The sequence below is a fragment of the Rodentibacter caecimuris genome, assembly GCF_010587025.1.
In the GTDB taxonomy this organism is placed as follows: Bacteria; Pseudomonadota; Gammaproteobacteria; order Enterobacterales; family Pasteurellaceae; genus Rodentibacter; species Rodentibacter caecimuris.
Genome location: NZ_CP040863.1, coordinates 1,451,398 through 1,477,710, shown reverse-complemented (window position 1 = coordinate 1,477,710; position 26,313 = coordinate 1,451,398). Strand labels below are relative to the sequence as shown.

The 26,313-nt window shown below is 41.8% G+C and carries 24 protein-coding genes; 14 read left to right on the top strand and 10 right to left on the bottom strand.

The genetic code is table 11. The features are described from left to right. Positions 1-2: 2 nt before the first annotated feature. Together FEE42_RS07435 and FEE42_RS07430 are read right to left on the bottom strand one after the other, a co-directional pair. The gene (locus FEE42_RS07435; protein ID WP_164028038.1) at positions 3-848 is read right to left on the bottom strand and encodes a 23S rRNA (adenine(2030)-N(6))-methyltransferase RlmJ; all 846 of its coding nucleotides are present in this window, start codon (positions 846-848) and stop codon (positions 3-5) included. Between the two features lie 60 nt (positions 849-908). Beyond that, positions 909-3,530 carry a penicillin-binding protein 1A gene (locus tag FEE42_RS07430; protein ID WP_164028037.1) on the bottom strand — a complete coding sequence of 874 codons (2,622 nt, stop codon included), beginning with the start codon at positions 3,528-3,530 and terminating at the stop codon, positions 909-911. A 104-nt stretch (positions 3,531-3,634) separates the two neighbouring features. Between FEE42_RS07430 and FEE42_RS07425 the strand changes: the two genes are divergently transcribed. From FEE42_RS07425 to nfuA, 7 genes are all read left to right on the top strand, one after another. Beyond that, complete coding sequence (locus FEE42_RS07425; protein WP_237184409.1) at positions 3,635-4,462, top strand: pilus assembly protein PilM; 828 nt, start codon at positions 3,635-3,637, stop codon at positions 4,460-4,462. Then, entirely contained in the window at positions 4,449-4,961 is a 513-nt protein-coding gene (locus tag FEE42_RS07420; RefSeq protein ID WP_059368778.1) for a PilN domain-containing protein, read from the top strand. The genes FEE42_RS07425 and FEE42_RS07420 overlap by 14 nt, the downstream gene beginning before the upstream one ends. Before the next feature lie 12 nt (positions 4,962-4,973). Beyond that, complete coding sequence (locus FEE42_RS07415; protein WP_164028036.1) at positions 4,974-5,486, top strand: hypothetical protein; 513 nt, start codon at positions 4,974-4,976, stop codon at positions 5,484-5,486. Positions 5,487-5,496: 10 nt separating this feature from the next. Continuing rightward, a complete protein-coding gene (locus tag FEE42_RS07410; protein ID WP_164028035.1) occupies positions 5,497-5,886 on the top strand; it encodes a pilus assembly protein PilP in 390 nt (129 codons plus the stop codon). 8 nt (positions 5,887-5,894) lie between these two features. Then, positions 5,895-7,262 (top strand): type IV pilus secretin PilQ, encoded by a 1,368-nt coding sequence (locus FEE42_RS07405; RefSeq protein ID WP_059368781.1) that lies wholly within the window; start codon positions 5,895-5,897, stop codon positions 7,260-7,262. A gap of 41 nt (positions 7,263-7,303) precedes the next feature. Further along, a complete protein-coding gene (locus FEE42_RS07400) occupies positions 7,304-7,963 on the top strand; it encodes a DNA utilization protein GntX (protein WP_059368897.1) in 660 nt (219 codons plus the stop codon). Between the two features lie 100 nt (positions 7,964-8,063). After that, on the top strand, positions 8,064-8,648 hold the full coding sequence (gene nfuA / locus FEE42_RS07395) for a Fe-S biogenesis protein NfuA (protein WP_059368782.1): 585 nt from the start codon (positions 8,064-8,066) through the stop codon (positions 8,646-8,648). A 111-nt stretch (positions 8,649-8,759) separates the two neighbouring features. Here nfuA and FEE42_RS07390 read toward each other — a convergent pair whose 3' ends face one another. Together FEE42_RS07390 and yihA are read right to left on the bottom strand one after the other, a co-directional pair. After that, the gene (locus tag FEE42_RS07390; RefSeq protein WP_164028034.1) at positions 8,760-10,286 is read right to left on the bottom strand and encodes a YifB family Mg chelatase-like AAA ATPase; all 1,527 of its coding nucleotides are present in this window, start codon (positions 10,284-10,286) and stop codon (positions 8,760-8,762) included. A 114-nt stretch (positions 10,287-10,400) separates the two neighbouring features. Then, the gene (gene yihA / locus FEE42_RS07385) at positions 10,401-11,018 is read right to left on the bottom strand and encodes a ribosome biogenesis GTP-binding protein YihA/YsxC (RefSeq protein WP_059366122.1); all 618 of its coding nucleotides are present in this window, start codon (positions 11,016-11,018) and stop codon (positions 10,401-10,403) included. Positions 11,019-11,122: 104 nt separating this feature from the next. On the opposite strand from yihA, the gene FEE42_RS07380 reads away from it, so the two are divergent. Continuing rightward, entirely contained in the window at positions 11,123-11,989 is an 867-nt protein-coding gene (locus FEE42_RS07380) for a VirK/YbjX family protein (RefSeq protein WP_059366121.1), read from the top strand. A 66-nt stretch (positions 11,990-12,055) separates the two neighbouring features. Here FEE42_RS07380 and glpK read toward each other — a convergent pair whose 3' ends face one another. Further along, entirely contained in the window at positions 12,056-13,567 is a 1,512-nt protein-coding gene (gene glpK, locus FEE42_RS07375; protein ID WP_059366120.1) for a glycerol kinase GlpK, read from the bottom strand. Positions 13,568-13,954: 387 nt separating this feature from the next. Here glpK and FEE42_RS07370 point away from each other — a divergent pair, with 387 nt between their 5' ends. Continuing rightward, positions 13,955-14,698: an MIP/aquaporin family protein gene (locus tag FEE42_RS07370; protein WP_164028033.1), complete on the top strand. Its 744-nt coding sequence runs from the start codon at positions 13,955-13,957 to the stop codon at positions 14,696-14,698. A 101-nt stretch (positions 14,699-14,799) separates the two neighbouring features. Here the strand turns inward: FEE42_RS07370 and glpQ are convergent, their stop codons facing one another. Further along, positions 14,800-15,891 (bottom strand): glycerophosphodiester phosphodiesterase, encoded by a 1,092-nt coding sequence (glpQ, locus tag FEE42_RS07365; RefSeq protein ID WP_059366118.1) that lies wholly within the window; start codon positions 15,889-15,891, stop codon positions 14,800-14,802. Between the two features lie 146 nt (positions 15,892-16,037). Beyond that, positions 16,038-17,480 (bottom strand): glycerol-3-phosphate transporter, encoded by a 1,443-nt coding sequence (glpT, locus tag FEE42_RS07360; RefSeq protein ID WP_059366117.1) that lies wholly within the window; start codon positions 17,478-17,480, stop codon positions 16,038-16,040. 285 nt (positions 17,481-17,765) lie between these two features. On the opposite strand from glpT, the gene glpA reads away from it, so the two are divergent. From glpA to glpC, 3 genes are read left to right on the top strand one after another with little or no spacing between them, the layout of a single operon-like run. Continuing rightward, the gene (gene glpA / locus FEE42_RS07355) at positions 17,766-19,457 is read left to right on the top strand and encodes an anaerobic glycerol-3-phosphate dehydrogenase subunit A (RefSeq protein WP_059366116.1); all 1,692 of its coding nucleotides are present in this window, start codon (positions 17,766-17,768) and stop codon (positions 19,455-19,457) included. Next, positions 19,447-20,730, top strand: a complete 1,284-nt coding sequence (gene glpB / locus FEE42_RS07350) for a glycerol-3-phosphate dehydrogenase subunit GlpB (RefSeq protein ID WP_164028032.1) — start codon at positions 19,447-19,449, stop codon at positions 20,728-20,730. The genes glpA and glpB overlap by 11 nt, the downstream gene beginning before the upstream one ends. A 9-nt stretch (positions 20,731-20,739) precedes the next feature. Then, positions 20,740-22,020, top strand: a complete 1,281-nt coding sequence (gene glpC / locus FEE42_RS07345; protein WP_059366114.1) for an anaerobic glycerol-3-phosphate dehydrogenase subunit GlpC — start codon at positions 20,740-20,742, stop codon at positions 22,018-22,020. Between the two features lie 47 nt (positions 22,021-22,067). Here glpC and recQ read toward each other — a convergent pair whose 3' ends face one another. Both recQ and cyaY read right to left on the bottom strand, forming a co-directional pair. Further along, complete coding sequence (recQ, locus tag FEE42_RS07340; protein WP_164028031.1) at positions 22,068-23,915, bottom strand: DNA helicase RecQ; 1,848 nt, start codon at positions 23,913-23,915, stop codon at positions 22,068-22,070. A gap of 1 nt (position 23,916) precedes the next feature. Continuing rightward, positions 23,917-24,222, bottom strand: a complete 306-nt coding sequence (cyaY, locus tag FEE42_RS07335) for an iron donor protein CyaY (protein WP_164028030.1) — start codon at positions 24,220-24,222, stop codon at positions 23,917-23,919. Between the two features lie 96 nt (positions 24,223-24,318). On the opposite strand from cyaY, the gene lptM reads away from it, so the two are divergent. After that, positions 24,319-24,435 carry an LPS translocon maturation chaperone LptM gene (gene lptM, locus FEE42_RS12865; RefSeq protein WP_077582750.1) on the top strand — a complete coding sequence of 39 codons (117 nt, stop codon included), beginning with the start codon at positions 24,319-24,321 and terminating at the stop codon, positions 24,433-24,435. Between the two features lie 15 nt (positions 24,436-24,450). Continuing rightward, positions 24,451-25,698 carry a diaminopimelate decarboxylase gene (gene lysA, locus FEE42_RS07330; RefSeq protein WP_164028029.1) on the top strand — a complete coding sequence of 416 codons (1,248 nt, stop codon included), beginning with the start codon at positions 24,451-24,453 and terminating at the stop codon, positions 25,696-25,698. Between the two features lie 87 nt (positions 25,699-25,785). Here the strand turns inward: lysA and FEE42_RS07325 are convergent, their stop codons facing one another. Next, positions 25,786-26,211: a hypothetical protein gene (locus FEE42_RS07325; protein WP_059366111.1), complete on the bottom strand. Its 426-nt coding sequence runs from the start codon at positions 26,209-26,211 to the stop codon at positions 25,786-25,788. Between the last annotated feature and the right edge of the window lie 102 nt (positions 26,212-26,313).

Below are 26,313 nucleotides of genomic sequence, written 5' to 3'. Positions count from 1 at the left end.
TTTTACTCTGGAGTAATCCATTCTACCGTCCAACTACCTGTTCCTTCTGGTATGAGTGTTTTTACTAAATAAGGTAAAATCTCCCTCATTTGGTTTTCTAGTGTCCAAGGCGGGTTGATGATCACCATACCACTTGCTGTCATACCCCGTTGATCACTATCAGGGCGTATGGCCAATTCAATTTTTAGAATTTTACGAATGCCGCTGGCTTCTAAACCTTTAAAAATACGCTTCGTTTGTTGGCGTAGCACCACAGGATACCAGATAGCATAAGTGCCAGTGGCAAATCGCTTGTAACCTTCTTCCACCGCTTTTACCACCAAATCGTAATCTTCCTTAAGTTCGTAGGGCGGATCGATTAACACGAGACCCCGTCGTTCCTTAGGTGGCAATGTTGATTTTACTTGTTGGAATCCGTTATCGCATTTTACCGAGATATTTTTAAATTCTTTAAAATTATTGCGTAGTAGGGGGAAGTCGCTGGGGTGTAATTCCGTGAGTAATGCACGATCTTGAGGTCTCAATAATTGTGCCGCAATCATTGGCGATCCGGCATAATAGCGGAGCGTTTTACCGCCGTTATTAAGACCTTTAATTAAATTAACATAGCGGGTTAATTCTTCGGGTAAATCAGTTTGTTCCCACAAACGCCCGATTCCTTCTTTATATTCACCGGTTTTTTCGGCTTCGTTTGAGGATAAGCGATAACGCCCCACACCGGAGTGGGTATCTAAATAATAGAATCCTTTTTCTTTGAGTTTCAGGTTTTCTAAAATTAACATTAACACAATGTGTTTTAATACATCGGCATGATTTCCTGCATGGAAGGAGTGTCGATAACTGAGCATAATTGTCCCTTTGAGTTAAAAAAGTGCGGTTAAAATTAACCGCACTTTTGTGATAAATAATTAGAATAATTCTTCCGGTTGTGCCGCAGGCACCGCATCTTGCGTTTTCCCTGAGCCGCCATTTAAGCGTTGCTGTAATTCAGGCGGTACATAATAGCCACGTTCCATCATTTCGGCAATATAGGTGCGTTTCGGTTCTGTACCCACGATAAAGTATTCCTTACGTCCACCATATTCTGAAAGTAAACCCGAGCTACTATCAATGGTTTTTTCCATGATATTCGGTGGTAAATCAAGGTTTCGTTCCGGAATATCGGCAAGGGCGACTTTCATGTAAGCAATCCATACCGGCATTGCCGTTTTACCGCCGGATTCCCCACGACCCAATACACGTTTATTATCATCGAAACCTACGTAGGTCGTGGTGACTAAGTTGGCGCCAAATCCTGCATACCAAGCCACTTTTGAATTGTTCGTTGTACCGGTTTTACCGCCAATATCTTTGCGTTGCTTGATTTCTTTTGACATCCGCCAACTTGTCCCTTTCCAACTTAATCCTTGTTCGCCGTAAATTGCCGTATTTAATGCACTACGGATTAAGAAAGCAAGTTCACCACTGATAACACGGGGGGCATATTCTACTTTTGATGTAGCATCTTTGCCACTTGCCATTAAATCAATAGCATCATCATTTAATGCCCCGCCTTGTGCTTGCAATTCCGGTAAATCCGGCACGTTTTCAGGTTGGACGTCACCTTCTTCCGTATCGGTATTGGTATTTCCTTTGGCTGCTTTTAAGTCATCCGGTTTTGCCACTTCGGCGATATTTTGGAAACCATCAATTTTATCTTTGGTTTCGCCATAAATCACCGGAATATTATTACAAGTGATACAAGCAATTTTCGGATTAGCGATAAATAAATCCTTGCCGGTATTATCCTGAATTTTTTCAATAATATAAGGATCAATTAAAAAACCGCCATTATCAAACACGGCATAAGCCAGAGCCATTTCCAGCGGGGTAAAAGAGGCGGCACCCAATGCCAAAGCCTCACTGGCAAAGTATTGTTCCCGTTTAAAACCGAAACGTTGTAAGAAATCAGCGGTGAAACTAATACCGGCTGTTTGTAAAGCGCGAATCGCGATCATATTTTTTGATTGACCCAACCCCACACGCAAACGCATCGGACCATCATAGCGATCCGGTGAGTTTTTAGGGTTCCATACGGCTTGTCCCGGTTTGGAGATTGAAATCGGACTATCTTGTAATACGCTAGAAAGGGTTAAACCTTTTTCTAAAGCGGCGGCATAAATAAACGGTTTGATAGAAGAGCCCACTTGAACTAAAGATTGTGTCGCACGGTTAAATTTGCTTTGCTCGAAGCTAAAGCCACCGACTAAGGCCTCAATTGCGCCATTATCGGAATTTAAGGACACCAAGGCAGAGTTAGCCGCCGGAATTTGTCCTAAAATCCATTCACCGTTATCGCGTTGGCGAATCCAAATTTGATCACCGATTTTTACCGGTGCTTTTCCCGCCCAACGCATCGCATTAGATGAAAGGGTCATCGTTTGATTATTTGCCAGTAACAATTCAGCTCCATTTTTGCTTAATGAAGTGACGGCAGCCGGCACAAAAGGTTCGGAATTCGGTAATTTTCTTAAGAAAGCCACAATGCGTTCATTATCCCATGCCGCTTCACCTTTTTTCCATAGCGGTGCGCCGCCACGCCAACCATGGCGCATATCGTAGTTAATCAAATTATTACGCACTGCTTTTTGTGCTTCCGCTTGATCTTTAGAAAGCACGGTAGTAAACACTTTATAGCCTCGAGTATAGGCATTTTCTTCCCCGAAACGTTTTACCATTTCCTGACGTACCATTTCGGTGACATAATCCGCCCGAAAATCAAACTTGGCTCCGTGATAACTGGCATTAATCGGTTCTTTGAGAGCGGTATCGTATTCTTCTTTAGTAATATATTTTTCATCCAACATACGGGCTAAAACGATATTACGACGCTCTTCAGCCCGTTTCGGCGAATACAATGGATTCATTGTGGAAGGCGCTTTTGGTAAGCCGGCAATCACTGCCATCTCGGACAAAGTGAGTTCGTCTAAGGATTTACCAAAATAGGTTTGAGCTGCAGCGGCAACACCGTAAGAGCGGTAACCCAAGAAAATTTTGTTTAAATAAAGCTCAAGAATTTCCTGTTTGCTTAATGCGTTCTCTATTTCAATGGCAAGCACAGCCTCTCTCGCTTTACGTATCAATGTTTTTTCCGGAGTTAAGAAAAAATTACGTGCCAACTGTTGCGTAATGGTACTTGCTCCCTGTGAAGCTCCACCATTGCTTATTGCAACAAATAGCGCCCGCGTAATTCCCACCGGATCTAAACCGTGGTGATCATAAAAACGGCTGTCTTCCGTGGCTAAAAATGCCTCAATTAAACGTTGTGGTACATTTTCTAATTTCACCGGAATACGGCGTTGCTCGCCAACTTCACCGATTAATTTCCCATCAGCCGTATAAATTTGCATCGGTTGTTGTAATTCAACGGTTTTTAAACTTTCCACTGAAGGTAATTCAGATTTGAGGTGGACATATAATCCCCCCCCTATTGCTAACCCTAAAATACATAAGGTTAAGAGACTGCTAAATATTAATTTTGCGATCCGCATCGTAGAATTCTCTCTTGATTGATGAGCATAAATAAAATCACATTATGATTTGGCTAACAAGTATAAAAGATTCACCGTCCAAATAATAGGAAAAGCATATACTGATGTCTTATAAAAAACGGAAAATCGTGCAAGTTGGTGTGTATCAACAACATAGCCATGTTCAATTTGTTTGGTTAGATAACCTAAAACAAGTTCAATTTCTTTCATTTTTGATGAGTGAAACAAACATCAAAGCGCAATTAATCGCACGTGTAATGCAGGATTTTCCACAAAATCACTTGCAGTTGTATCTCGTCGGTTGTGTTTCACCTCATCTCACTTGGTCAAAAAACTTAATCTTACCGCATGCATTAAATGCACAAGAATGTGAGCAACAGTGCAGTTTTATTTTGCAAGAAGAATTACCCATTCCTCTTGAAGAACTTTGGTTTGATTATCTCACCACTGATTTAAAACAAGGTTTTCGTCTTGATATCTATGCCATTCGTCGGCAAATAGCCTGTGAAACTCAGCGGATCAGTGATGAATTATTACTTAATGTCTTAGATGTTGCCTATCACTCAATGATGCGCGCATTCCGCTTTCTTTTAGGGGACGTTCAGAAAAATTCTTTATATTTATATCAAGACGAATCACACTGTTTTGCCCTTACGGATACGGCTCATAGCCAACAGTTTTTACAAACATCGGAAAATTTAACCGCACTTTATAGCAAATTTTGCCAACGTTTTAATGTTGAAATTGAGTATGTCTATGTTTATCGAACTACGAATGTCGAGCAAACCGATTTGCCGGAAAATTGGCGGCAAGTGAAAACGGATATTCCTTTTATTGCTTTAGGTAACGCGTTGTGGCGAATAGATTGGGTACAGAATAATTCTCTTGTCTCAACAGCATCTTCAAGTGGAGCGGGCGATGAACGGGATTAATTTACTACCTTGGCGGTTAGAGAAATATCAGAGGTTATTGTGCTTATTTATAGTAAAAATGTTTGCCGTGTTAATAGTAGGGGTTGCCCTATATGCTGTATTGACAGCATTTCAACGGCAACAACAGGGTGAATTAAACACTCAACAGCAATTTTTTATAGAGCAGAAAAAACGCCTCGCCCAAACCGTTCAGCAAATCACCGAAGTTAAGCAGACCATACGGAATTTAACGGAATTACAGGAAATTTCACCGAATAGAGTGGAACAAGTGATTTCGCTATTACCCCGGTTACCTCTTCAACAAGGGGAGCTAGAGGCATTGAGTTTTAATGAGGAAGGGATTCGGCTTAATGGATTTTGTGTGACAAAAGAGGAATTTGAAACGTTTCGTGAGTTTTTAAGCCGGCATTTTGCTTCTTTCAAACTCACCCAATTTCAACCCGAACAAGGACGTTGGGTTTTTCAGTTTGATCTTTCTCCTGAAGTGAACGAGAAATAAGAGGAACAAAAAGTGAAAAGGTTCATCAAGCAACGTTATCCCTTTGTTGAAAGAGGATTAATGCTGCCAAAAATTTATCACTGGGGATTTTTTATATGTTGTCTAAGTGCGGTCAATTTTTCCGTTGTTTTAGATCTTTGGCAAAGTTATTGGCAGCGGCAAGCGATCACACTAGAGGTGATAAAACAATCTACCGAATTAACACACCAAGAAAAATTGCTTGCTACGCTCAAACAGCATTCTGAGCGGCATGAATTATCTCCGCAATTAACCAAACGGATTATTGCATTGGATGAGCAGATCCATGATCTGCTAAATGATGAGGTTGAACTCGTTGCTTATCAATGGGATTTCTCATCCCGTCCTGTTTTACAGATTCAATTGGAAGGATATTTTCAATATTTACATAATTTTCTTACTGCACTTTTAACGCAGCAAAAGGCGCTTTTTTTTTGCGCAATTGGATATGCAAAAAGTGGAAGGAGGGAGAGTGCAATGTCACTTAATTTTACCACTCAACATTGAGGAATAGAACGTGCCAATATTTCGTCATTTACTTAGTTTATGTTGTCTTTTTGTCAGCCTAAATGTTATCGCAGTCGATCCTTTTAATCATTCGCAACGGCAACCGGAGAAGCTAATAGAAGGGGCTAAAACACAGACAACAAAATGTGCTTTTAATGAACCTTCTTTTGCGTCTGAAAGCCCTTTTAATCGGCTAAAACTGGTTGGGGTCATTCTCTATAAACAGTCGCCTAAGGCATTGTTTTTAGATATTAATCAGCAATTAATTGTTGTTAAACAAGGGCAGCGTTTGGGGCAGGAAAGGTATCTGTTGCAACAGATTCACAAAGATAGCGTTCATTTGCAGTATTCAAAATCGGGACGATGTGAACAAACAGATCAGCTTGATCTTCGATTCTAGGAGAAAATATGAAAGTGTGGATAAAAAAGTGCGGTCTCTTTTTTCTGTGTTTTTGTTGTGGCAATGAGGTAGCGGCAGAGTTTAAGGAAAATCAGGTTTTTTCTATTCGTTTGAAACAGGCGCCGATGGTGTCAGCCTTACAAGAACTTGCTTTAGTGCAAGGAGCTAATTTAATTATTGATGATGCATTGGACGATTCGCTTTCATTACAATTAGATAATGTAGATTTTGATCGTGTATTGCGTTCTGTTGCAAAAATGAAAGGGCTTTCGTTACGGCTGGAAGATGATATTTATTATTTAGGAAAAAAGGACGTGGTTTTCTCTGAAACGTCATTGCAGCCCACAGAGAACGAAGTGTTGGCGAACATAAAGCAGATTGAACCTTCTCTTGTGAGCAAAACAATTAAATTGAATTTTGCGAAAGCGTCAGAGGTGATGAAATCGCTCACCACCGGTAGTGGGTCTTTATTGTCTGCTTCAGGAAGTATTGCTTTTGATGATCGCAGTAATTTATTAATCATTCAAGATGACGCAAAATCCGTTAAAAATCTGGTAAAACTCATTGCTGAGTTAGATAAACCTATTGAACAAATCGCTATTGAAGCTCGCATTGTAACCATTACGGATGAAAGTCTTAAAGAATTAGGTGTGCGTTGGGGAATTTTTACGCCAACGGAGAATGCGCATCGGGTGGGCGGTAGCCTTGCTGCTAACGGTTTTGCCAATATAGCGGATAATTTAAATATCAATTTTGCAACGAGTACTACTCCTGCTGGTTCTCTCGCATTGCAAGTGGCGAAAATTAACGGGAGATTATTGGATTTGGAATTAACCGCACTTGAACGTGAAAATAACGTAGAGATTATAGCCAGTCCAAGGTTACTGACAACGAATAAAAAAAGTGCAAGTATTAAGCAAGGTACTGAGATTCCTTATGTCGTCAAGGGCAAAAGTGATATACAAACCGTTGAATTTCGTGAGGCTGTATTAGGCTTAGAAGTGACACCGCATATTTCCAAGGATAACAATATCCTACTTGATTTATTGGTTAGTCAAAACTCACCGGGTAATCGAATATCCTATGGGCAACAAAATAACGAGATTGTGTCCATCGATAAACAGGAAATTAATACTCAGGTTTTTGCGAAAGATGGCGAAACCATCGTATTGGGCGGGGTGTTTCATGACACGATCACGAAAGGGATTGATAAAGTTCCAGTATTGGGCGATATCCCACTGGTAAAGCATTTATTTAGTAAAGAAAGTGAACGTCACCAAAAACGTGAATTGGTCATTTTTGTTACGCCGCGTATTTTAAAACAAGGCGAAAGTTTAAAAGGATTGAAACAAAAAACGGCAGATAAAAGGAAATAAAAGTGCAGTTAGATTTTAGTGCGTTTTTTCGGTTTAATTGCATGCTGTGCCAATCCTCATTAAAACAAGGTCAAAATGGATTGTGTTCGACTTGTCAAAGACAAATTAAACAATATGTCTATTGCGGTGGCTGTGGTGCGCCATTGCAACATTTCAGCCGCTATTGTGGTCGTTGTGGAAATAATGAATTTGCTTGGGATCGCATGGTAATTGTTGGACACTATGACGAATCGCTTTCCCGTTTAATTCATCGTTTCAAATATCAAAAACAATTTTGGCTTGATCGTACTTTGGCTTGTTTGCTTTTATTGTCTGTTTATGAGGCAAGGCGTAACCATGGTTTAACCTTTCCTCAAGCAATTATTCCGGTGCCACTTTATCATCTTCGTCAATGGCAACGTGGCTATAATCAAGCGGATTTATTGGCGAAAACTATCAGTCGATGGCTTGAAATTCCTTGTCTATCCCATATTGTTAAACGTGTGAAACATACGCATACCCAGCGTGGCTTAAGTGCTGCGATACGTCGTCAGAATTTGAAAAACGCGTTTAAAATCGATCTTTCCAAACCTTTTCCCTATCAGAGAGTAGCTTTGCTAGATGATGTGATTACTACGGGAAGTACACTCAATGAGATTGCGAAATTATTGCGTAGTCTCGGTGTTCGGGAAATTCAAGTATGGGGGCTGGCACGCGTTTAATCGGGTTAAATGATAAGAGTGATTGTGATAAAAAAGTGGAAAAAATACTGAGGTAGGCGTATCATTTCTGACAAATTTTCTCAAGTATTAAGGAATATTTATGGAACAAATTGCTATTTCAAAAGCGGCGCAGGAACATTTTCGCAAATTATTGGATACCCAAGAAGAGGGCACAAATATTCGTATTTTTGTGGTGAACCCGGGTACGCCAAATGCGGAGTGTGGTGTGTCCTACTGCCCACCAAATGCAGTAGAAGAAAGTGATGTAGAAATGAAATATGATACTTTTTCCGCCTTTGTTGATGAGGTGAGTTTACCTTTTTTGGAAGAAGCTGAAATTGATTATGTGACGGAAGAATTGGGCGCGCAGCTTACGTTAAAAGCACCAAATGCGAAAATGCGTAAAGTGGCGGACGATGCACCATTAATTGAACGTGTAGAGTATGTCATTCAAACCCAAATAAACCCACAATTGGCAAGCCACGGTGGTCGAATCACATTGATTGAAATTACGGAAGACGGCTATGCCGTTCTACAATTCGGTGGTGGTTGTAATGGTTGTTCGATGGTGGATGTAACATTAAAAGATGGCGTAGAAAAACAACTGGTCGGCTTATTCCCTAATGAATTAAAAGGGGCGAAAGATGTTACCGAGCATCAGCGTGGGGAACATTCTTATTATTAAGTTATTTGTTATTGATTATTTCTAATCTAAGGGCGTTATATACGCCCTTAGATTTTTCAAGACAGTAATAAACAAGAATTTTCAGGTTTATCCTATGTTTCTAGAATATGGTTACGCATGGCTTAATTTTTGTAGTAATCGATCCATTGCACGGTAGCCCAATGCTTCTGCTAAATGAAGTTGGGAAATTTGTTTTTCTCCATTAAGATCGGCAATGGTGCGTGAGACTTTCAGAATACGATGGTAGGCTCGTACGGAAAGCCCGAGTTTATTTAATGTGTTTTCAAGAAATAACGCTTCTTTTTCATCTAATTTACAATCCCGTTCAATCTCTTTACTGGTTAAATAAGCATTGATTTTTCCGGCTCGGGCTAATTGAATTTCCCGTACTCTTAATACTTTTTCCCGCACTTGTTCACTGGTTTCGCCTCGATTGTCCGAATGTTGTAAACTCCCCTGTGGTAGTAACGGTACTTCAATAGATAAATCAAACCTATCTAAAAATGGCCCGGATAGGCGGTTTAAATAGCGCATGATTTGTTGGGGTGAAGTGCGGTTATGTGTGCCGGTATAATGTCCGGTTGGGCTGGGATTCATTGCTGCAACCAATTGAAAGCGTGCAGGAAATTGAATTTTGGCATTGGCTCGTGAGATAACAATTTCGCCACTTTCTAGCGGTTGACGCAGGGCATCAAGTACTTTTCGCTCAAATTCCGGTAATTCGTCTAAAAACAGTACGCCATTATGTGCCAAGGAAATTTCTCCCGGTTTGGGAATAGTGCCTCCACCGACTAATGCCGGTAGAGAGGTACTATGATGTGGTGCCCGAAATGGGCGTTGTTTCCAATTATGGAGATTTAATTCATTGTGTACGAGGCTTGTTACAGAGGCGGTTTCAATGGCTTCCTGAGAGCTCATTTCCGGCAACAGTGTCGTTAAACGACTTGCCAGCATCGTTTTACCGGTTCCCGGAGGGCCAAGAAAAAGCAAATTGTGTTGTCCGGCAGCGGCAATAGTAAGAGCCCGCTTAGCATGTTGTTGTCCGATAATATCGGTTAAATCAACGTAATTATGATGGAAATTAACCGCACTTTCATGGCTTAATTCCGTCGCAAGAGGCAGTGTTTTCTGATTATTAAGAAATTGCACAACATCAAGTAAAGTTTGAGCAAAATAGGTATTTTGCTCCGAAACTAATGAGGCTTCGTTCGCATTTTGCTGAGCAATAACCAGTTCACGTTTGGATTTTTGTGCGGCGAGAATAGCCGGAATGACGCCGTGAATCCCTCTCAGATGGCCTGTTAGAGCCAATTCTCCGACAAACTCAAGTTGTTTTAAACGGCTACCGTCTAATTGATCGGATGCTACAAGAATTCCAATAGCAATGGGTAAATCAAATCGCCCGCCTTCCTTGGGTAAATCCGCCGGGGCGAGATTTACAGTGATACGTTTTGCCGGATATTTAAATTGTGCGTTGATTAACGCGCTACGCACGCGGTCTTGCGCTTCCTTGACTGTTTTTTCAGGTAATCCCACGAGTGTAAATCCGGGTTTCCCGTTACTTAAATGGACTTCAATCGTAACAAGCGGGGCTTGTACGCCCATGGAGGCTCGACTATAAACGATGGCAAGGGACATGGAGATCCTAAAAGTGCGGTTAAAATTGAAGAAGTTTTCACACTATAAAAAAAGCGTGTGATGAAATCATTCATTACACGCTTTTTTTGCGAGCAAGATCGCAATATTTACATTTTATTCCGCAAAAACCGGAGAAAACCAGTAGTCTAATTTTGTCGCAAGTTTATCAATACCAATTTTATGTTGTGCTGAAAAGGCTTCCACTTGTATATCACCTTGGAAGGGAAGAATGGCTTCCCGCACCATTTTTACTTGTTTGCTACGTGCACTTTGGCTTAATTTATCCGCTTTGGTTAGCAGGAGTAAAACCGGCAAATTTGCCGACACTGCCCATTCAATCATTTGTTGATCGAGATCTTTTAAGGGGTGACGAATATCCATCAATACGACTAAACCTGCCAGACATTCCCGTTTTTGCAAATATTCCCCTAAGGATTTTTGCCACTGGATTTTCATTTGTTCCGGTACTGCGGCGTAACCGTAGCCCGGTAAATCCACAAGTTTACAATTCGGTTCGACTTCAAATAAGTTGATAAGCTGAGTTCGCCCCGGGGTTTTAGAGGTGCGAGCCAGATTTTTTTGATTTGTTAATGCGTTGAGTGCGGTAGATTTTCCCGCATTTGATCGACCGGCAAAGGCAATTTCAATACCGCTATCTTCCGGAATAGCACGAATATTGGGCGCGCTCGTAAGAAAGTGGGTTTTGTGATAATTCAGTTTAATTTCAGACATAATTTTTCCTCTGATATTGCGGCGCTAAGCATATCATAGATCGTAATTTTGCTGAAATTGTGTAAAATAGTTTCGCTTAAGAATCTATTCATATAACAAGAAAAATGACAACAAAACAGCAATATACTTGGGTAAAAGCGAATGTTATTCATCCCGACCGCCCCGGTCGTTATGATTATTTAAAACGTTTTCGTTACAATTTGCGCAGCCTTTTGCATTGGCATTGGATCAAACGGTTTGAGGGCTTTATTAACCGACACCCTGCCCTTATTCCGATATTTAATGAGCGTGTAAATTATGCCTATCCATTGGTGTCGCGTTTTTTAGATAAACGCTTTAGCGCATCTAAACGCTTTCAATATATGTGTGATAACCTTCTGTTTTTACCTGAAAAATTAACTGCACTTTCCAAACCATTATGGGAACAATCATTAAGTTTTGGTGAGGTTATCCCCGATTTTGAAATCACATTAAGTATGACGACGCATCAACCGATGGAGGGCTATTGGGTGCTCGAGCTGTGGCACAAACCTAAAAATGAATTGGTGTATTTGCTCACCTTCGCCAAACTTGAAAATGCCTTGCTTATTGCCGTTGTGCAAGGGCCGAATTTTGAAGGCTCAAAAGAAATGGTGAAACACCTGACTAAATCTTGCCATGGTTTACGTCCGGCTTACTTGATGGTAGAAACGATGAAGGCCCTCACTAAGATTCTAGGTTTTAAAACATTACTTGGCATTCCTCAAAAATATCAAAATAAATCTCGCTTTATTCAATCGAAAAGCTATACCGTGGATTATGATGCCATTTTTTCGGAATCAGGCGGACAACGAAAAGATTATTGGGTTTTGCCTTTGGAAGAGAATAGAAATCTTGATGATGTGCCAAGTAAAAAACGTTCTATGTATCGGAAACGTTATGCTATGTTGAATGACTTGGCAAAATCCATGACGGAAAAATTAGGACTTTAAGAATGAAAAAGTGCGGTGAAATTTGACCGCACTTTTGCTTTTACCTTCTTTAAGGATTATTTCCTCTTATTCCGCATCTTCCTTCGCCCATTCCAGTGAACGTTTTACCGCTTTTTTCCAGCCTTTATAGCGGCGTTCGCGTTTTTCATTGTCGTTATCCGGTGTGAAAGTACGCTCTACCCGTGCTTTATCGCGAAGTTCGTCTAAGTCTTTCCAAAAACCGGTGGCAAGACCTGCCAGATAGGCTGCACCTAATGCGGTCACTTCTTTCACTACGGGGCGTTCCACATTCACATCTAGAATATCCGCTTGGAATTGCATTAAGAAATTGTTATTTGTAGCACCGCCATCGACACGGAGGTATTGTAAGCGTTCACCCGAATCGGATTGCATGGCTTCTAATACGTCACGGGTTTGATAGGCGATAGACTCAAGAGTAGCGCGAACAATGTGGTTACGATTTGCGCCACGGGAAAGCCCGAAAATAGCGCCGCGAGCATAAGGATCCCAATAAGGTGCGCCTAAACCGGTGAACGCGGGTACGACATAAACACCGTTGCTGTCCTGTACTTTTTGGGCAAAGTATTCGGAATCGAAACTATCGTGAACAATTTTGAGTTCATCCCGTAACCATTGAATAGAGGCACCGGCAATAAATACCGAGCCTTCTAATGCGTATTCCGGTTCGCCTTTCGCATTACAGGCGATGGTGGTAAGCAAGCCGTTTTTTGAGGTGATCGCTTTATCACCGGTGTGGAGCAACATAAAACAACCTGTGCCGTAAGTGTTTTTGGCTTGTCCGGCATGCACACATAAATGACCGTAAAGCGCAGCCTGTTGGTCTCCGGCAATACCCGCAACCGGAATACGTACACCGCCCTTACCGCCAATGTTGGTTTGACCGTAAATTTCAGAAGAATTACGCACTTCAGGCAACATGGAGCGTGGGATATTCAAGATTTCAAGCATCTTGTCATCCCACTGTTTGGTGTGAATATTAAATAACATAGTGCGTGAGGCATTCGTGTAATCGGTTACGTGTACACGGCCTTGAGTTAGTTTCCACACAAGCCACGTATCCACAGTACCGAATAATAATTCACCACGTTCTGCTTTTTCACGCGCACCTTCTACATTGTCCAAAATCCATTTTACTTTAGTACCGGAGAAATAAGGATCGACTACTAATCCTGTGGTATGGCGAATATAATCCTCGTAACCGTCTGCTTTCAGTTTATCGGTAATGTCAGCGGTACGGCGACATTGCCAAACAATGGCGTTATAAACAGGTACACCTGTTGATTTTTCCCACACAATCGTGGTTTCACGTTGGTTGGTGATACCAATTGCGGCGATTTCATCAGAAGTGATACCAGCTTTGGCAACGACTTCATTGAGGGTGGAGCTTTGCGTTGCCCAAATTTCCATTGGGTTGTGTTCTACCCAACCTGCACGCGGGTAAATTTGAGTAAATTCGCGTTGCGCAATTTCAACAATGTTAGCGTTATGATCCAATAGTACGGCTCGAGAGCTGGTAGTCCCCTGATCTAGAGCAATAATGTATTTTTTGTCAGTCATGATAAAAACTCCTTGATAGTACGTTTTTTATTGTAAACGAATGTTTTGAACTAAAAACGAACAAATTGCGCTCGTAAGCTAATTGAATTATCACTGAATTTAAATACCCATTTTGCAATTTTATGACAATGATCACAAAAAAATGTTCTTTTTCGATAGATTATGTGATCAAGTTCGCATTTCTAAAATTTACTTGGAATACCTACTTGAAGAGTAGGGTTTTTAGAAGATAATAAGTGCGCTCACATTGAGTTTCTCAAGTTTGAAAAAATACGAACATAATTGCTTACTTGTACTTCTTAGCGGGTTTTTTTAGCGTTGTCGGCAAAAGTGGCTAGAGACCCTATTTAGAAATGCTTTCTTCAACTATTCGATGGAGATTCTCTTATGAATGCTTATTTTGCAGAGTTTTTCGGCACCGCGCTTATGATTTTGTTAGGGAATGGCGTGGTTGCCAATGTTTGTTTGGATAAAACAAAAGGGCAAAGTTCCGGCTGGATTGTGATTACCACCGCATGGGCGTTTGCCGTGTATGTGGCAGTTGTTGTTGTCGGACCTTACAGCGGTGCACATTTGAATCCAGCCGTTACCTTAGGGCTTGCCGCAAAAGGTGCATTCGACTGGGGATTAGTCGCAGGGTATGTTATCGCTCAAGTTTTTGGCGGTATGGTGGGAGCGTTGTTGGTTTATATAATGTACCGCAACCATTTCTTAGCCACAGAAAATGAAGGTTTAAAACGTGCTTGTTTCTGCACGGAACCTGCAATTCGTCATTATCCAAGCAACCTTATTAGTGAAATTATCGGTACGTTTGTCTTGGTATTTGTGGTTTTTTATCTGGTCGGTGCGGATATTACCTTGCCGGGAACAACGGAAGTAACGCCTATCGGTTTAGGTTCTATCGGGGCGTTACCGGTGGCTATTCTTGTTTGGGCAATCGGTTTAAGTTTGGGGGGAACAACCGGCTATGCCATCAATCCGGCTCGGGATTTTGGGCCGCGTTTAACCTTAGGACTTTTCCTCAGTCGTCAATTAAATACTAAACCGGATTGGGGATATAGCTGGGTGCCGATTGTGGGGCCAATCATCGGATCATTATTGGCAGCGGCAGCTTATGCGGTGGTGATGTAACTAATGTAAAAAATAAGTTGAAAATCAACCGCACTTTTTCAAACATACAAAAAAGAACCCAGTCTTTTATAGATTGGGTTCTTTTGTTGTGCACAGAAAAATTATTTTTTACCTTTCAAAAATTCAACTCCGGTATCAGGGAAATCCGTAAACACTCCCGTTGCCCCGGCTTTATTTAGCAAGGTATCATACATTTGATTTACATTGGTAAAAAATTCCGGTAAAGCATCTTTACGAACGGTATAAGGATGTAACTCCACATTATATTGTGCTAACTCTTTCACTAATGGGGTGTATTGAATATTACCGACTTTTGATTTTTCTTTATCAACTAACATATACCAACCCGGCCCTACGCCATCCGCATATTTCACTACTTCAGCCATTGCACCCGGTTTGAACATCCAATCATAATCATAGTTCACCCATTTGCCTTGCGCATTTTTTTCCTCGGTTTCGTGCCAATCGGTGTATGCCACTAATTGCACTAATTTCAAATCCATTCCCATTTTCGGTAGTAATTCGGTTTTGATACGTTTTAACTCGTTGAAATCAAAGGTTTGCAAATAAACTCTATCGGTTTTTTTGTCATAACCGTATTTTTTCAATACTTTGAGTGTTTCGGCGGCAATATCTTTACCATTTTGATGATGGAACCAAGGTGCTTTAATTTCAGGGTAAATGCCCACTTTTTTACCGGTGGATTTTTCTAAACCTTGAATAAATTCAATTTCATCTTCAAAGGTATGGATTTTGAAATGGGATTTCCAAAGTGGGAAACGTTTCGGATAAACGGCAACTTGCTTACCGTCTTTGGTTTCAAAGTTTTCCGTCATATTCAAACTTTGAATTTCTTTTAAGGTGAAGTCAATCACATAATAACGACCGTCTTTACGATGACGGTTTGGGAATTTTTTTGCCACATCGGTTAAACCGTCTAAAAAGTGATCATGAATGACAATGAGACGACCATCTTTTGTCATGGCTAAATCTTGTTCTAAATAATCCGCTTGTTGACCAAAGGCAAGCGCTTTGGATTCCAGTGTATGCTCCGGTAAGTAGCCGCTTGCACCACGGTGAGCGATAATAAGTTTTTCTGATTTCATATTACTTGCCATCATTGAAGATTGACTGCTACAGCCGACTAATACGCTAGTGGCCAGTAAAGAAAAGGCTAATGTTTTAAGTTTCATTAATATTTCTCCTTGAAGAAGTGCGGTTAATTTTAAGACTGTTTTCGTGAATGAATAATGTTGAATCAATATAATCCATTAATATTAAGGATTTATTAAATGAAAAAGGCGACTTCAGCACTTGCTTGTCGCCTTTTTGACACGAATTATTTCGTACCGTAGGTATCACCTAATTTTGCTTTGTGTTTGCCTTCTTCAATCATTACATTGAGAAGTAATAACACTGCTAAGATACCGCCGGCGATCATGACGTAGAAACCGCCATCCCAGCCGTAGTATTCTGCCGCCCAGCCGACAACGGCAGAGGCCGATACGGTACCGCCTAAATAACCGAATAATCCGGTGAAACCGGCTGCCGTACCCGCAGCTTTTTTCGGTGCAAGTTCAAGGGCATGTAAGCCGATTAACATCACCGGGCCATAAATTAAGAAGCCGATAGTCGTCATTAAAATGAAGTCGGTTAATTGATATGGGTTTTCATACCATGCACTGTAGCTGGCAATCTCAGCTTCAGGCGTAGCCGGGTTTTTCCATAATGCCACAACAGCAATGGTGGTTAAGATCATGAAGATAAAACCGGTTAATCCCCGTTTACCCTTGAATACGTGGTCAGATACCCAACCGCATAATAATGTACCCGGAATAGCGGCCAATTCATAAATGGTGTATGCCCATGCCGTACCTTTAATGTTGAAGTGTTTTACTTCACCTAAGTAAACCGGAGACCATTTCAACACACCGTAGCGGATTAAGTAAACGAACACGTTAGCAATGGCGATGTACCATAATAATTTGTTTTTCAAGACATAAGTCATAAAGATTTCTTTGGTAGAAAGCTCATGCTCGTAAGTTTTTTCGTTATAGTCGTCCGGATAGTCATTACGCCATTTTTCAACCGGCGGTAAGCCACAAGATTGTGGGGTATCTTTCATTACAAGATAAATTGGAATAGCGATGATCATCGCAGCGATACCTGGATAGTAAAGCGCTTGTTGCCATACATCTTTTGCGGTTGCTTCAACGCCGTGTGTGCTGAAATAAATTGCTCCGGCTAGAAGTACCATCGCCCCCGGCACCATACCTCCGAGGTTGTGTGCGGTATTCCAAATAGAAACAATGGTTCCACGTTCGGATTTAGACCACCAGTGAACCATCGTTCGTCCGCATGGAGGCCAGCCCATTCCTTGAAACCAACCGTTTAAAAAGATCATAATCCACATGATCACGATACCGGATGTTGCCCACGGGAATAAACCCATCATGGTCATACATAAACCGGATAATAATAAACCGAATGGTAAAAATACTTTCGGGTTAGAACGATCCGAAAGCATTGCCATAAAGAATTTTGACAAACCGTAAGCTAAACCGGCAGCCGTACCGACAAGACCCAATTCCGCCTTGTTATACATACCGGCTTCAATTAAACCTTTTTGAGCCAAGTCAAAGTTTGCACGCACAAAATAATAAGCGGCATAACCAAAGAATATCCCTGCGAATACCTGCCAACGTAAGCGTTTATAGGTAGAATCAATTTTTTCCGCAGGAAGTTCCGCAATATGCGGTGCGGGTTTAAATGGTCCAAACATAATTTTTCTCCAACATTTATAATTATGATTTTCCCTTCTGAACAAAAAAGAAAGGGACAGCGTGCATAATAATGAAAAATAAAAAATAAGAAAGTTTTCGAGTTAAAAAATGTGAAGTTGTTCACAAAAAATCATGTCTGCATGAGCGAGTGCGAAAATATAGTGATCTTGCTCACAAATATATTTTCTTTTTCGCTCAATATGTTGTTAATTTAGGCATTATTCTCTACAATCAAACGAAGTGGGTTTATTTTTTATTATTTATTGTGGGATCTGGAGGTAAACATGGGATTATCACCTAATTTATATCAAGATGTCGGAAGCTTTTCTTCCTTATCCACGGATGTAATTATAATCGGTGGTGGGGCGACCGGTGCGGGTATTGCACGTGATTGTGCGTTGCGCGGTATTAATTGTATTTTGCTGGAGCGTCGTGATATTGCGACCGGCGCAACGGGTCGTAATCATGGTCTTTTACATAGCGGTGCGCGCTATGCGGTGAACGATCGGGAATCGGCGGAAGAATGTATTAAAGAAAATCGTATCTTACGCAACATCGCACGTCATTGTGTGGATGAAACGGAAGGGTTATTTATTACGTTACCTGAAGATTCTCTCGACTATCAAAAAAACTTCATTGAAAGTTGTACAAAATCCGGTATTGAGGCGGTTGCTATTGATCCTAAACTTGCAAGAATTATGGAACCTTCCGTTAATCCTGATTTAGTGGGGGCAGTTGTGGTGCCGGACGGTTCTATTGATCCTTTTCGTTTAACCGCCTCTAACATGATGGACGCAGCAGAAAACGGCGCCAAAATATTCACCTACTGCGAAGTGAAAAATCTTATTCGGGAAGGCGGGAGAGTCATTGGTGTGGACGTTTATGATCATAAAAACAAAATTAAACGCCAATTTTTTGCGCCGCTCGTTGTCAATGCCAGTGGGATCTGGGGGCAAGGGATAGCAGAATATGCTGATCTCAACATTAAAATGTTTCCGGCAAAGGGAGCGTTACTCGTTATGGGGCATCGTATCAATAAAATGGTGATTAACCGCTGTCGTAAACCTGCTGACGCCGATATTCTCGTGCCGGGTGATACCATTTGTGTGATTGGCACGACTTCTAGCCGAATTCCTTATGATCAAATCGATAATATGCAAGTGACCCCCGAAGAAGTGGATATTCTTTTCCGTGAAGGGGAAAAACTCGCACCAAGTTTACGGCATACCCGTGTGCTGCGTGCCTATGCCGGGGTGCGCCCATTGGTGGCAACGGATGATGATCCTTCCGGTCGAAACGTCAGCCGTGGTATTGTTTTGCTGGATCATGCAGAACGTGACGGTTTAGACGGTTTTATTACTATCACCGGCGGTAAATTAATGACTTATCGTTTAATGGCGGAATGGACAACGGATTTAGTTTGCAAAAAACTTAATAAAACCGCCCGTTGTGTGACGGCAGAACAACCGCTGCCGGGTTCAACGGAAAGCCGTCAAGAAACCAATCAAAAAGTCATTTCATTGCCGAGTACTATTCGTTATTCCGCCGTGTACCGCCACGGTTCCCGCGCCACCCGTTTGCTAGACAAAGCCCGTTTAGACCGTTCTATGGTATGTGAATGTGAAGCGGTCACTGCCGGTGAAGTACGTTATGCGGTAGATGAACTAGACGTTCACAATCTGGTGGATTTGCGCCGTCGTACCCGAGTGGGGATGGGGACATGTCAAGCGGAACTTTGCGCCTGTCGTGCCGCGGGACTAATGAGCCGTTTTGAGGTCGCCACTCCGCGCCAATCGACCACCCAACTCAATGCCTTTATGGAAGAGCGTTGGCGTGGTATTGAACCCATCGCTTGGGGGGAAGCCATTCGGGAAGCCGAATTTACCTCTTGGATGTATGGTAGCGTATTGGGTTTGAATGATGTGAAACCGCTTGAGGAACAAGCACAACAAGGGACGGATAGCAATGAATTTTGACGTAGTGATTATTGGCGGTGGTTTGGCGGGCTTAACCTGTGGTATCGCCCTTCAACAAAACGGTAAGCAATGTGTGATTATCAATAACGGTCAAGCGGCGATGGATTTCGCCTCCGGTTCCTTTGATCTATTAAGCCGTATGCCATCAGGCAGTGAGGTGGAAAATTTGCAAGAAAATTTAACCGCACTTTGCTCAACCTTACCATCGCACCCATATAGCTTATTGGGTACAGAAAAAGTGATGAGCAAGGCACGGGAATTTGAAGCTTTGGCACAATCCCTCAATCTTGATTTAATTGGCTTTGGCGAAAAAAATCACCGGCGGGTAACCGGGCTTGGCAGTTTGCGTGGCACATGGCTTTCCCCGAATAGTGTTCCAACCGTCGAGGGTCATGAACCTTTTCCACATAAACGTATTGCGGTGCTTGGTATTGAAGGCTATCACGATTTTCAACCCCAGCTTTTGTCGGCGAATTTAGTGCTTAACCCACAGTTTGCCCATTGCGAGGTGAGTAGTGGTTTCTTGAATATCCCGCAATTAGACGAACTGCGTGAAAATTCACGGGAGTTTCGCAGTGTGAATATCGCACAACTTTTAGAACACAAATTGGCCTTTGATGATTTAGTAACAGAAATTGTGGAATCCGCACAAGGCGCGGACGCCGTATTTTTACCGGCTTGTTTTGGTCTGGAAAATCAAGAGTTTATGACCGTACTTCGCAAGGCAACAAAGCTTGCCTTATTTGAGTTACCGACCCTTCCGCCTTCACTCCTGGGTATGCGGCAACGTATTCAATTACGTCGTAAATTTGAATCCCTCGGGGGCTTGATGATGAATGGCGATAGTGCTGTAAAAGCACATTTTGACGGTAACCGAGTGCGTTGTGTGATGACCCGTTTACACAATGACGAAGAAATGATTGCCGATAATTTCGTACTTGCGTCAGGTAGTTTCTTCAGTAAGGGGTTAGTGGCGGAATTCGATAAAATTTTTGAACCGGTATTTTATTCGGATATTACGGGAGTAAAAGGATTTGAGGCTAATGACCGCTTTAGCTGGACGGATCGTCGCTTTGCTAACCCCCAACCTTATCAATCTGCCGGCGTGGTGATTAACGAACATTGCCAAGTGCAAAAGAGCGGTCAATTTTTAACGAATTTATATGCCGTAGGGAATGTGATTGGCGGCTTTAATGCTTTAGCGCTTGGTTGTGGTTCCGGTGTGGCGGTGGTAACTGCCTTGGCGGTGGCGGAAGAAATTCTGGCGAAATAAGGAGGCGATATGAGTATGAATATTCAACGATTAATTGATAGTGCGAAACAGTCCCTTAATTCGCCGGCAAGCCATCAATATATTGATGAAAGTTTTGAAAGCTGTATTAAATGTACCGCCTGTACTGCCGTTTGTCCGGTTTCGCGTAATAACCCGCTTTATCCCGGCCCGAAACAGTCGGGGCCTGACGGTGAGCGTTTACGTTTAAAATCTGCCGAACTTTATGATGAAGCCCTCAAATATTGCACCAACTGTAAACGTTGCGAGGTGGCTTGTCCGTCCGATGTAAAAATCGGTGATCTTATTGTTCGGGCGCGCAATAATCATCTGGCACAACAGAAAAAAACGTTAACGAACAAGTTGCGTGACGCCATTTTGAGTAATACCGACATCATGGGCAAGCTCAATACGCCTCTTGCGCCTATTGTGAATACGATCACCGGATTAAGCGCCACAAAATTTGTCCTTGAGAAAACCCTTAATATCAGCAAAAAAAGAACCTTACCAAAATATGCTTTTGGCACGTTCCGCAGTTGGTATATGAAAAATGCCTTGGAAGAACAGAAAAAGTTTGAACGCAAAGTGGCGTATTTTCACGGCTGTTATGTGAACTATAACAATCCCCAACTAGGCAAGGAATTTCTTAAAGTGTTCAATGCAATGGGGATCGGCGTGATGTTGTTGGAAAAAGAAAAATGCTGCGGTTTGCCTTTAACTGTGAACGGATTTCCTGAACGAGCCCGTAGCATTGCCCGATTCAATACCGACCACATTGGCAAAATGGTGGATGAAAAGGGGTTAGAGGTGATTAGCGAAGCCTCAAGTTGTGCGTTAAATTTACGGGATGAATATCATCATATTTTAGGCATCGACAATGCCAAAGTACGCCCGCATATCCACATGGTAACCCCTTTCCTATATCGGCTTTTTAAAGAGGGTAACACTTTACCTCTTAAGCCGCTTAAATTGCGGGTGGCGTACCATACGGCTTGCCATGTGGAGAAAGCCGGTTGGGCGCCTTACACCTTGGACGTGTTGAAACAAATTCCGGGTTTGGAAATCATAATGTTACCATCACAATGTTGTGGCATTGCCGGTACTTACGGCTTTAAAGCGGAAAATTACGACACCGCCCAATCTATCGGCAAAACCTTGTTTGACAATATCAATGAGGGTGGATTTGATTATGTCATTTCCGAATGTCAAACCTGTAAATGGCAAATTGATATGTCTTCCAATATCACCTGTATTCACCCCTTGACTTTACTCTGTATGTCGATGGAGGCGTAGGATACAAAAAAGTACGGTCAATTTTGACCGCACTTTTTACTTTGATCTTAAGCTTTCGCCAAAATTGCTTTATGTTCTTTAATCAACATGATAAAGGGTTGGGCAAATCGTTCTAATTTTATTGTGCCCACGCCGTTAATTTGTAACATTTCAATATTAGATGTTGGCATGTACTGTGCCATTTCCTGCAATGTTGCGTCATTGAACACGATATAGGGCGGGATATTTTCTTTATCGGCAATTTGTTTACGTAAAAAGCGCAGGCGGGCAAACAGATCTTTATCATAATTGAGCAGCGCATTTCGTTGTGGGTTATGAGCCATTTTGCTAATCGCGGAAATACGCGGCATTGCAAGCTCCAAAGGCACTTCTCCTTTTAGCACGGGTTTGGCATTTTCTGTGAGTTGTAAGGTGGTGTTAAACTCTCCGATCACCTGCTGTATAAAGCCTAAGTGAATCAATTGGCGAATCACCGATTGCCAATGTTCCTTACTTTTATCTTTCCCAATACCATAAACGCTAAGTTTATCGTGTTGACGTTCGAGGATTTTCTGATTTTGCATTCCTCGTAATACCCCAATCACATATTGTGCCCCGAAACATTGTCCCACACGGTAAATAGCCGACATCACTTTTTGTGCATCCACTAAACCGTCATATTTTTTCGGCGGATCCAAACAAATATCGCAGTTATTGCAAGGTGTTTGACGATGTTCGCCGAAATAATTGAGTAACACCAAACGACGGCAAGTTTGACTTTCGGCAAATTCGCCGATGGCTTCTAATTTATGTTGTTCAATTTGCCGTTGGGGCGTTTCCGGTTTTTCAAGCAAAATTTTTTGTAACCACGCATAATCTGCCGCTTCATAAAATAATACGGCTTCAGCGGGTAAGTCATCCCGCCCCGCACGGCCGGTTTCTTGATAGTAAGATTCGATGCTGCGCGGTAAATCAAAATGTGCGACGAAACGGACATTGGATTTATTAATCCCCATACCAAAAGCTATGGTTGCGACTACCACTTGCACATTGTCGCGTTGAAAATCCTGCTGTACACGTTCACGTTGTGCCGTTTCCATGCCTGCGTGGTAAGCCGCAGCGGATATCCCTTTATTACGTAAACTTTCCGCTATCCGTTCGACCTTATTACGGCTGTTACAATAAACAATGCCGCTTTTGCCTTTCTGAGCCAATACAAAACGGGTCAATTGTTCTGTCGGTTTGAATTTTTCTTCCAGTGTATAGCGAATATTTGGGCGATCAAAACTACCCACATATTTATATGGATTGTGCAGTTTAAGGTGGGTGAGGATATCTTGCCGTGTTGTGTAATCTGCCGTTGCGGTGAGCGCCATAATAGGGGCATTCGGAAAGCTGGATTTTAACCCGCCGAGTTGAGTATATTCAGGGCGAAAATCATGCCCCCATTGAGAAATACAATGTGCCTCATCAATGGCGATAAAACTGACTTGGCAATAGGAAATCAGCTTAAAAAAGCTGTTCGTCATCACCTTTTCCGGTGAAATATAAAGGAGTTTGAGGTTTCCGGAAATTAACTTATTTTGTACCAGCTGTTGCTGTTCAAGTGTTTGACTGGAGTTAAGGAACGCCGCTTCAATACCGTTAGCCTGTAATTGATCCACCTGATCTTTCATTAAGGAAATGAGAGGGGAGATCACCAGTGTAAGCCCATCGAAACAGAGTGCAGGAATTTGATAACAAAGTGATTTACCGTTTCCTGTTGCCATCACGACCAGCGTATCTTGCCCATTTAGTGCGGCATTAATTACTTCTTCCTGCCCTTTACGAAAAGATTGGTAGCCGAATACCGAGTTCAGCACGGAAAGTGCGGTTGATTTTTCAACGGTTTTCGGTAAAAGAGACGGCGTGCTCATTTTAGAATTGAATCGTTTCACCATGAGCCGCACAGGCTTCCGTTAAACTATCCCAGAATCGTTGTCCGTCATTGGAAATCCACTCGCCATTTTTGAAGGCAAAATGAAAGCCGCCTAATTTACTGGCAAGCCAAAGTTCAAGCAATGGTTCTTGTTTATTGATGACAATTTGTGTGCGATTATCAAATGTCATGGTGAATACGGCACCTTGCGTTTCGCAATCGACATCCGCATCTTGTTGTTCTAATTTTTCCTCAATTTTTTGCCAAATGTGTTCAATGTTTTGATGAAATTCTGCAACATTCATAAAGTTTTTCTCTGCAAATCTGATAGAATGCGGCAGATTATAAAGCCTTTTTCCCCCTTATAAAAGGCGGATTTAACGATTAGTGAGAGAGAAAAAATGAAAAAATTACTGTCAATTTTAGTATTAAGTGCAGTTTGTGTGTTAGCAACCGGTTGTGGCGTGAAAGGCCCATTGTATTTTCCGGAAAAAGAGCAAACCCAACAACATCAATAATTGGTGAGACATAATATGAATTTTTTCCAATATCAAAATAATCGACTCTACGCCGAGCAAGTGCCGGTACAAAAACTTGCCGAACAGTTCGGTACGCCGCTTTATGTCTATTCCCGTGCGACATTGGAACGTCATTGGCATGCGTTTAATGAGGCGTTAGGTTCACATCCCCATTTAATTTGTTTTGCGGTGAAATCCTGTTCCAATATTGGTGTACTAAGTGTAATGGCGAAATTAGGTTCAGGTTTTGATATTGTCTCGCAAGGCGAATTGGAACGTGTGCTGGCTGTCGGTGGTGAGGCATCGAAAGTCGTCTTTTCCGGTGTGGCAAAATCCCGTGAAGAAATTATGCGTGCATTAGAAGTCGGCATCCGTTGCTTTAATGTTGAGTCGGTTTCCGAACTTAACCACATCAACCTCATTGCCGGAGAAATGGGTAAAATTGCCCCTATTTCCTTGCGTGTGAATCCGGATGTGAATGCCCATACTCACCCTTATATTTCCACCGGATTAAAAGAAAACAAATTTGGGATAGGCGTCGATGAAGCACGCGAAGTGTATCGATTGGCGGCAAGTTTGCCGAATGTCAAAATTAGCGGAATGGATTGTCATATCGGTTCTCAACTTACCGAATTGCAACCGTTTTTGGACGCGACAGATCGTCTAATTGTGTTAATGGAACAACTCAAACAAGATGGCATTGCTTTGAAACATTTAGACTTAGGCGGCGGTTTAGGGGTGACTTATACCAATGAAACCCCACCTCATCCCAGCGAGTATGCCAAAGCCTTATTGGAAAAATTAAAAGATTATCAGGATCTTGAAATTATTCTTGAACCGGGACGGGCAATCACCGCCAATGCAGGCATTTTGGTGGCAAAAGTCCAGTATTTGAAAAGTAACGAAAGCCGCAATTTTGCCATTACAGATACCGGTATGAACGATATGATTCGTCCTGCATTGTATGAGGCTTATATGAATATTGTGGAAATTGACCGCACTTTAGTACGTGAAAAAGCGGTTTACGATGTGGTCGGGCCGGTGTGCGAAACCTCGGATTTTTTAGGCAAACAGCGAGAACTTGCCATTGCCGAGGGGGATTATATCGCACAATGTTCTGCCGGCGCTTATGGGGCGAGTATGTCTTCCAACTACAATTCCCGCCCGCGTACTGCCGAAGTGTTAGTGGATGGCGACAAAGCGCATTTAATCCGCCGACGTGAAAGTTTGCAAGAACTTTGGGCGTTGGAATCCGTCATTTAATATTCTCTTAAAAAAGAAAGTGCGGTTGAAAAATAAATAGATTTTTAACCGCACTTTTTGATAGGAAAGAGACTCGTTTATCTCACCTTATTTAACAATATCTCCTTTAAGTGCTACGCCGCTAATAATATTTCCTGCATGGCATTCGTATTCCGTACGACTTTTAAAGGTATTCTTTTTATAGTAACTCACAATATTTCCAACCTTTGTCGCACCTTTTGATGCGGCTTTATCTTGCAACTGTTTTACAGCAGATAAAAATACCCACTGGCATGCTTTCTCATCACTTTTATTTGCCGCATTAGTTTTCTTATTTGTTACTGCGTTTGCGATAAGTACTTTTCCCGGTGCTGGTGTACCAAAATAAAGTTTGATATTTGGATTAAGTACCTCTGCAGCTTCTGGTGATTTTAATGCTTGACTAATAGATAAATGATGGGTTGTATCACGTGGAGCGCAGGCTGCGATTGCTAAAGTTGATACAATAATGCCGAGTTTTGCACTTAGTTTCATAGGGGAATTCTCCAAGGTAAATGAGTTGAAACGGGATCTTTATTTCAGATCGAAATTAAGTATAACATTTTTATTCTGATTTAAAATTATCTACATTGCTTT

Coding starts and splice junctions, on each gene's coding strand:
- FEE42_RS07435 (WP_164028038.1), bottom strand. CDS start 848: ATGCTCAGTTATCGACACTCCTTCCATGCAGGAAATCATGCCGATGTA.
- lptM (WP_077582750.1), top strand. CDS start 24,319: ATGAAAAAATTACTGTCAATTTTAGTATTAAGTGCAGTTTGTGTGTTA.
- FEE42_RS07430 (WP_164028037.1), bottom strand. CDS start 3,530: ATGCGGATCGCAAAATTAATATTTAGCAGTCTCTTAACCTTATGTATT.
- glpA (WP_059366116.1), top strand. CDS start 17,766: ATGGGATTATCACCTAATTTATATCAAGATGTCGGAAGCTTTTCTTCC.
- glpC (WP_059366114.1), top strand. CDS start 20,740: ATGAGTATGAATATTCAACGATTAATTGATAGTGCGAAACAGTCCCTT.
- glpB (WP_164028032.1), top strand. CDS start 19,447: ATGAATTTTGACGTAGTGATTATTGGCGGTGGTTTGGCGGGCTTAACC.
- FEE42_RS07400 (WP_059368897.1), top strand. CDS start 7,304: ATGCTGTGCCAATCCTCATTAAAACAAGGTCAAAATGGATTGTGTTCG.
- glpT (WP_059366117.1), bottom strand. CDS start 17,480: ATGTTTGGACCATTTAAACCCGCACCGCATATTGCGGAACTTCCTGCG.
- lysA (WP_164028029.1), top strand. CDS start 24,451: ATGAATTTTTTCCAATATCAAAATAATCGACTCTACGCCGAGCAAGTG.
- FEE42_RS07420 (WP_059368778.1), top strand. CDS start 4,449: ATGAACGGGATTAATTTACTACCTTGGCGGTTAGAGAAATATCAGAGG.
- yihA (WP_059366122.1), bottom strand. CDS start 11,018: ATGTCTGAAATTAAACTGAATTATCACAAAACCCACTTTCTTACGAGC.
- FEE42_RS07405 (WP_059368781.1), top strand. CDS start 5,895: ATGAAAGTGTGGATAAAAAAGTGCGGTCTCTTTTTTCTGTGTTTTTGT.
- FEE42_RS07325 (WP_059366111.1), bottom strand. CDS start 26,211: ATGAAACTAAGTGCAAAACTCGGCATTATTGTATCAACTTTAGCAATC.
- cyaY (WP_164028030.1), bottom strand. CDS start 24,222: ATGAATGTTGCAGAATTTCATCAAAACATTGAACACATTTGGCAAAAA.
- FEE42_RS07390 (WP_164028034.1), bottom strand. CDS start 10,286: ATGTCCCTTGCCATCGTTTATAGTCGAGCCTCCATGGGCGTACAAGCC.
- FEE42_RS07380 (WP_059366121.1), top strand. CDS start 11,123: ATGACAACAAAACAGCAATATACTTGGGTAAAAGCGAATGTTATTCAT.
- glpK (WP_059366120.1), bottom strand. CDS start 13,567: ATGACTGACAAAAAATACATTATTGCTCTAGATCAGGGGACTACCAGC.
- FEE42_RS07425 (WP_237184409.1), top strand. CDS start 3,635: ATGTCTTATAAAAAACGGAAAATCGTGCAAGTTGGTGTGTATCAACAA.
- nfuA (WP_059368782.1), top strand. CDS start 8,064: ATGGAACAAATTGCTATTTCAAAAGCGGCGCAGGAACATTTTCGCAAA.
- recQ (WP_164028031.1), bottom strand. CDS start 23,915: ATGAGCACGCCGTCTCTTTTACCGAAAACCGTTGAAAAATCAACCGCA.
- FEE42_RS07370 (WP_164028033.1), top strand. CDS start 13,955: ATGAATGCTTATTTTGCAGAGTTTTTCGGCACCGCGCTTATGATTTTG.
- glpQ (WP_059366118.1), bottom strand. CDS start 15,891: ATGAAACTTAAAACATTAGCCTTTTCTTTACTGGCCACTAGCGTATTA.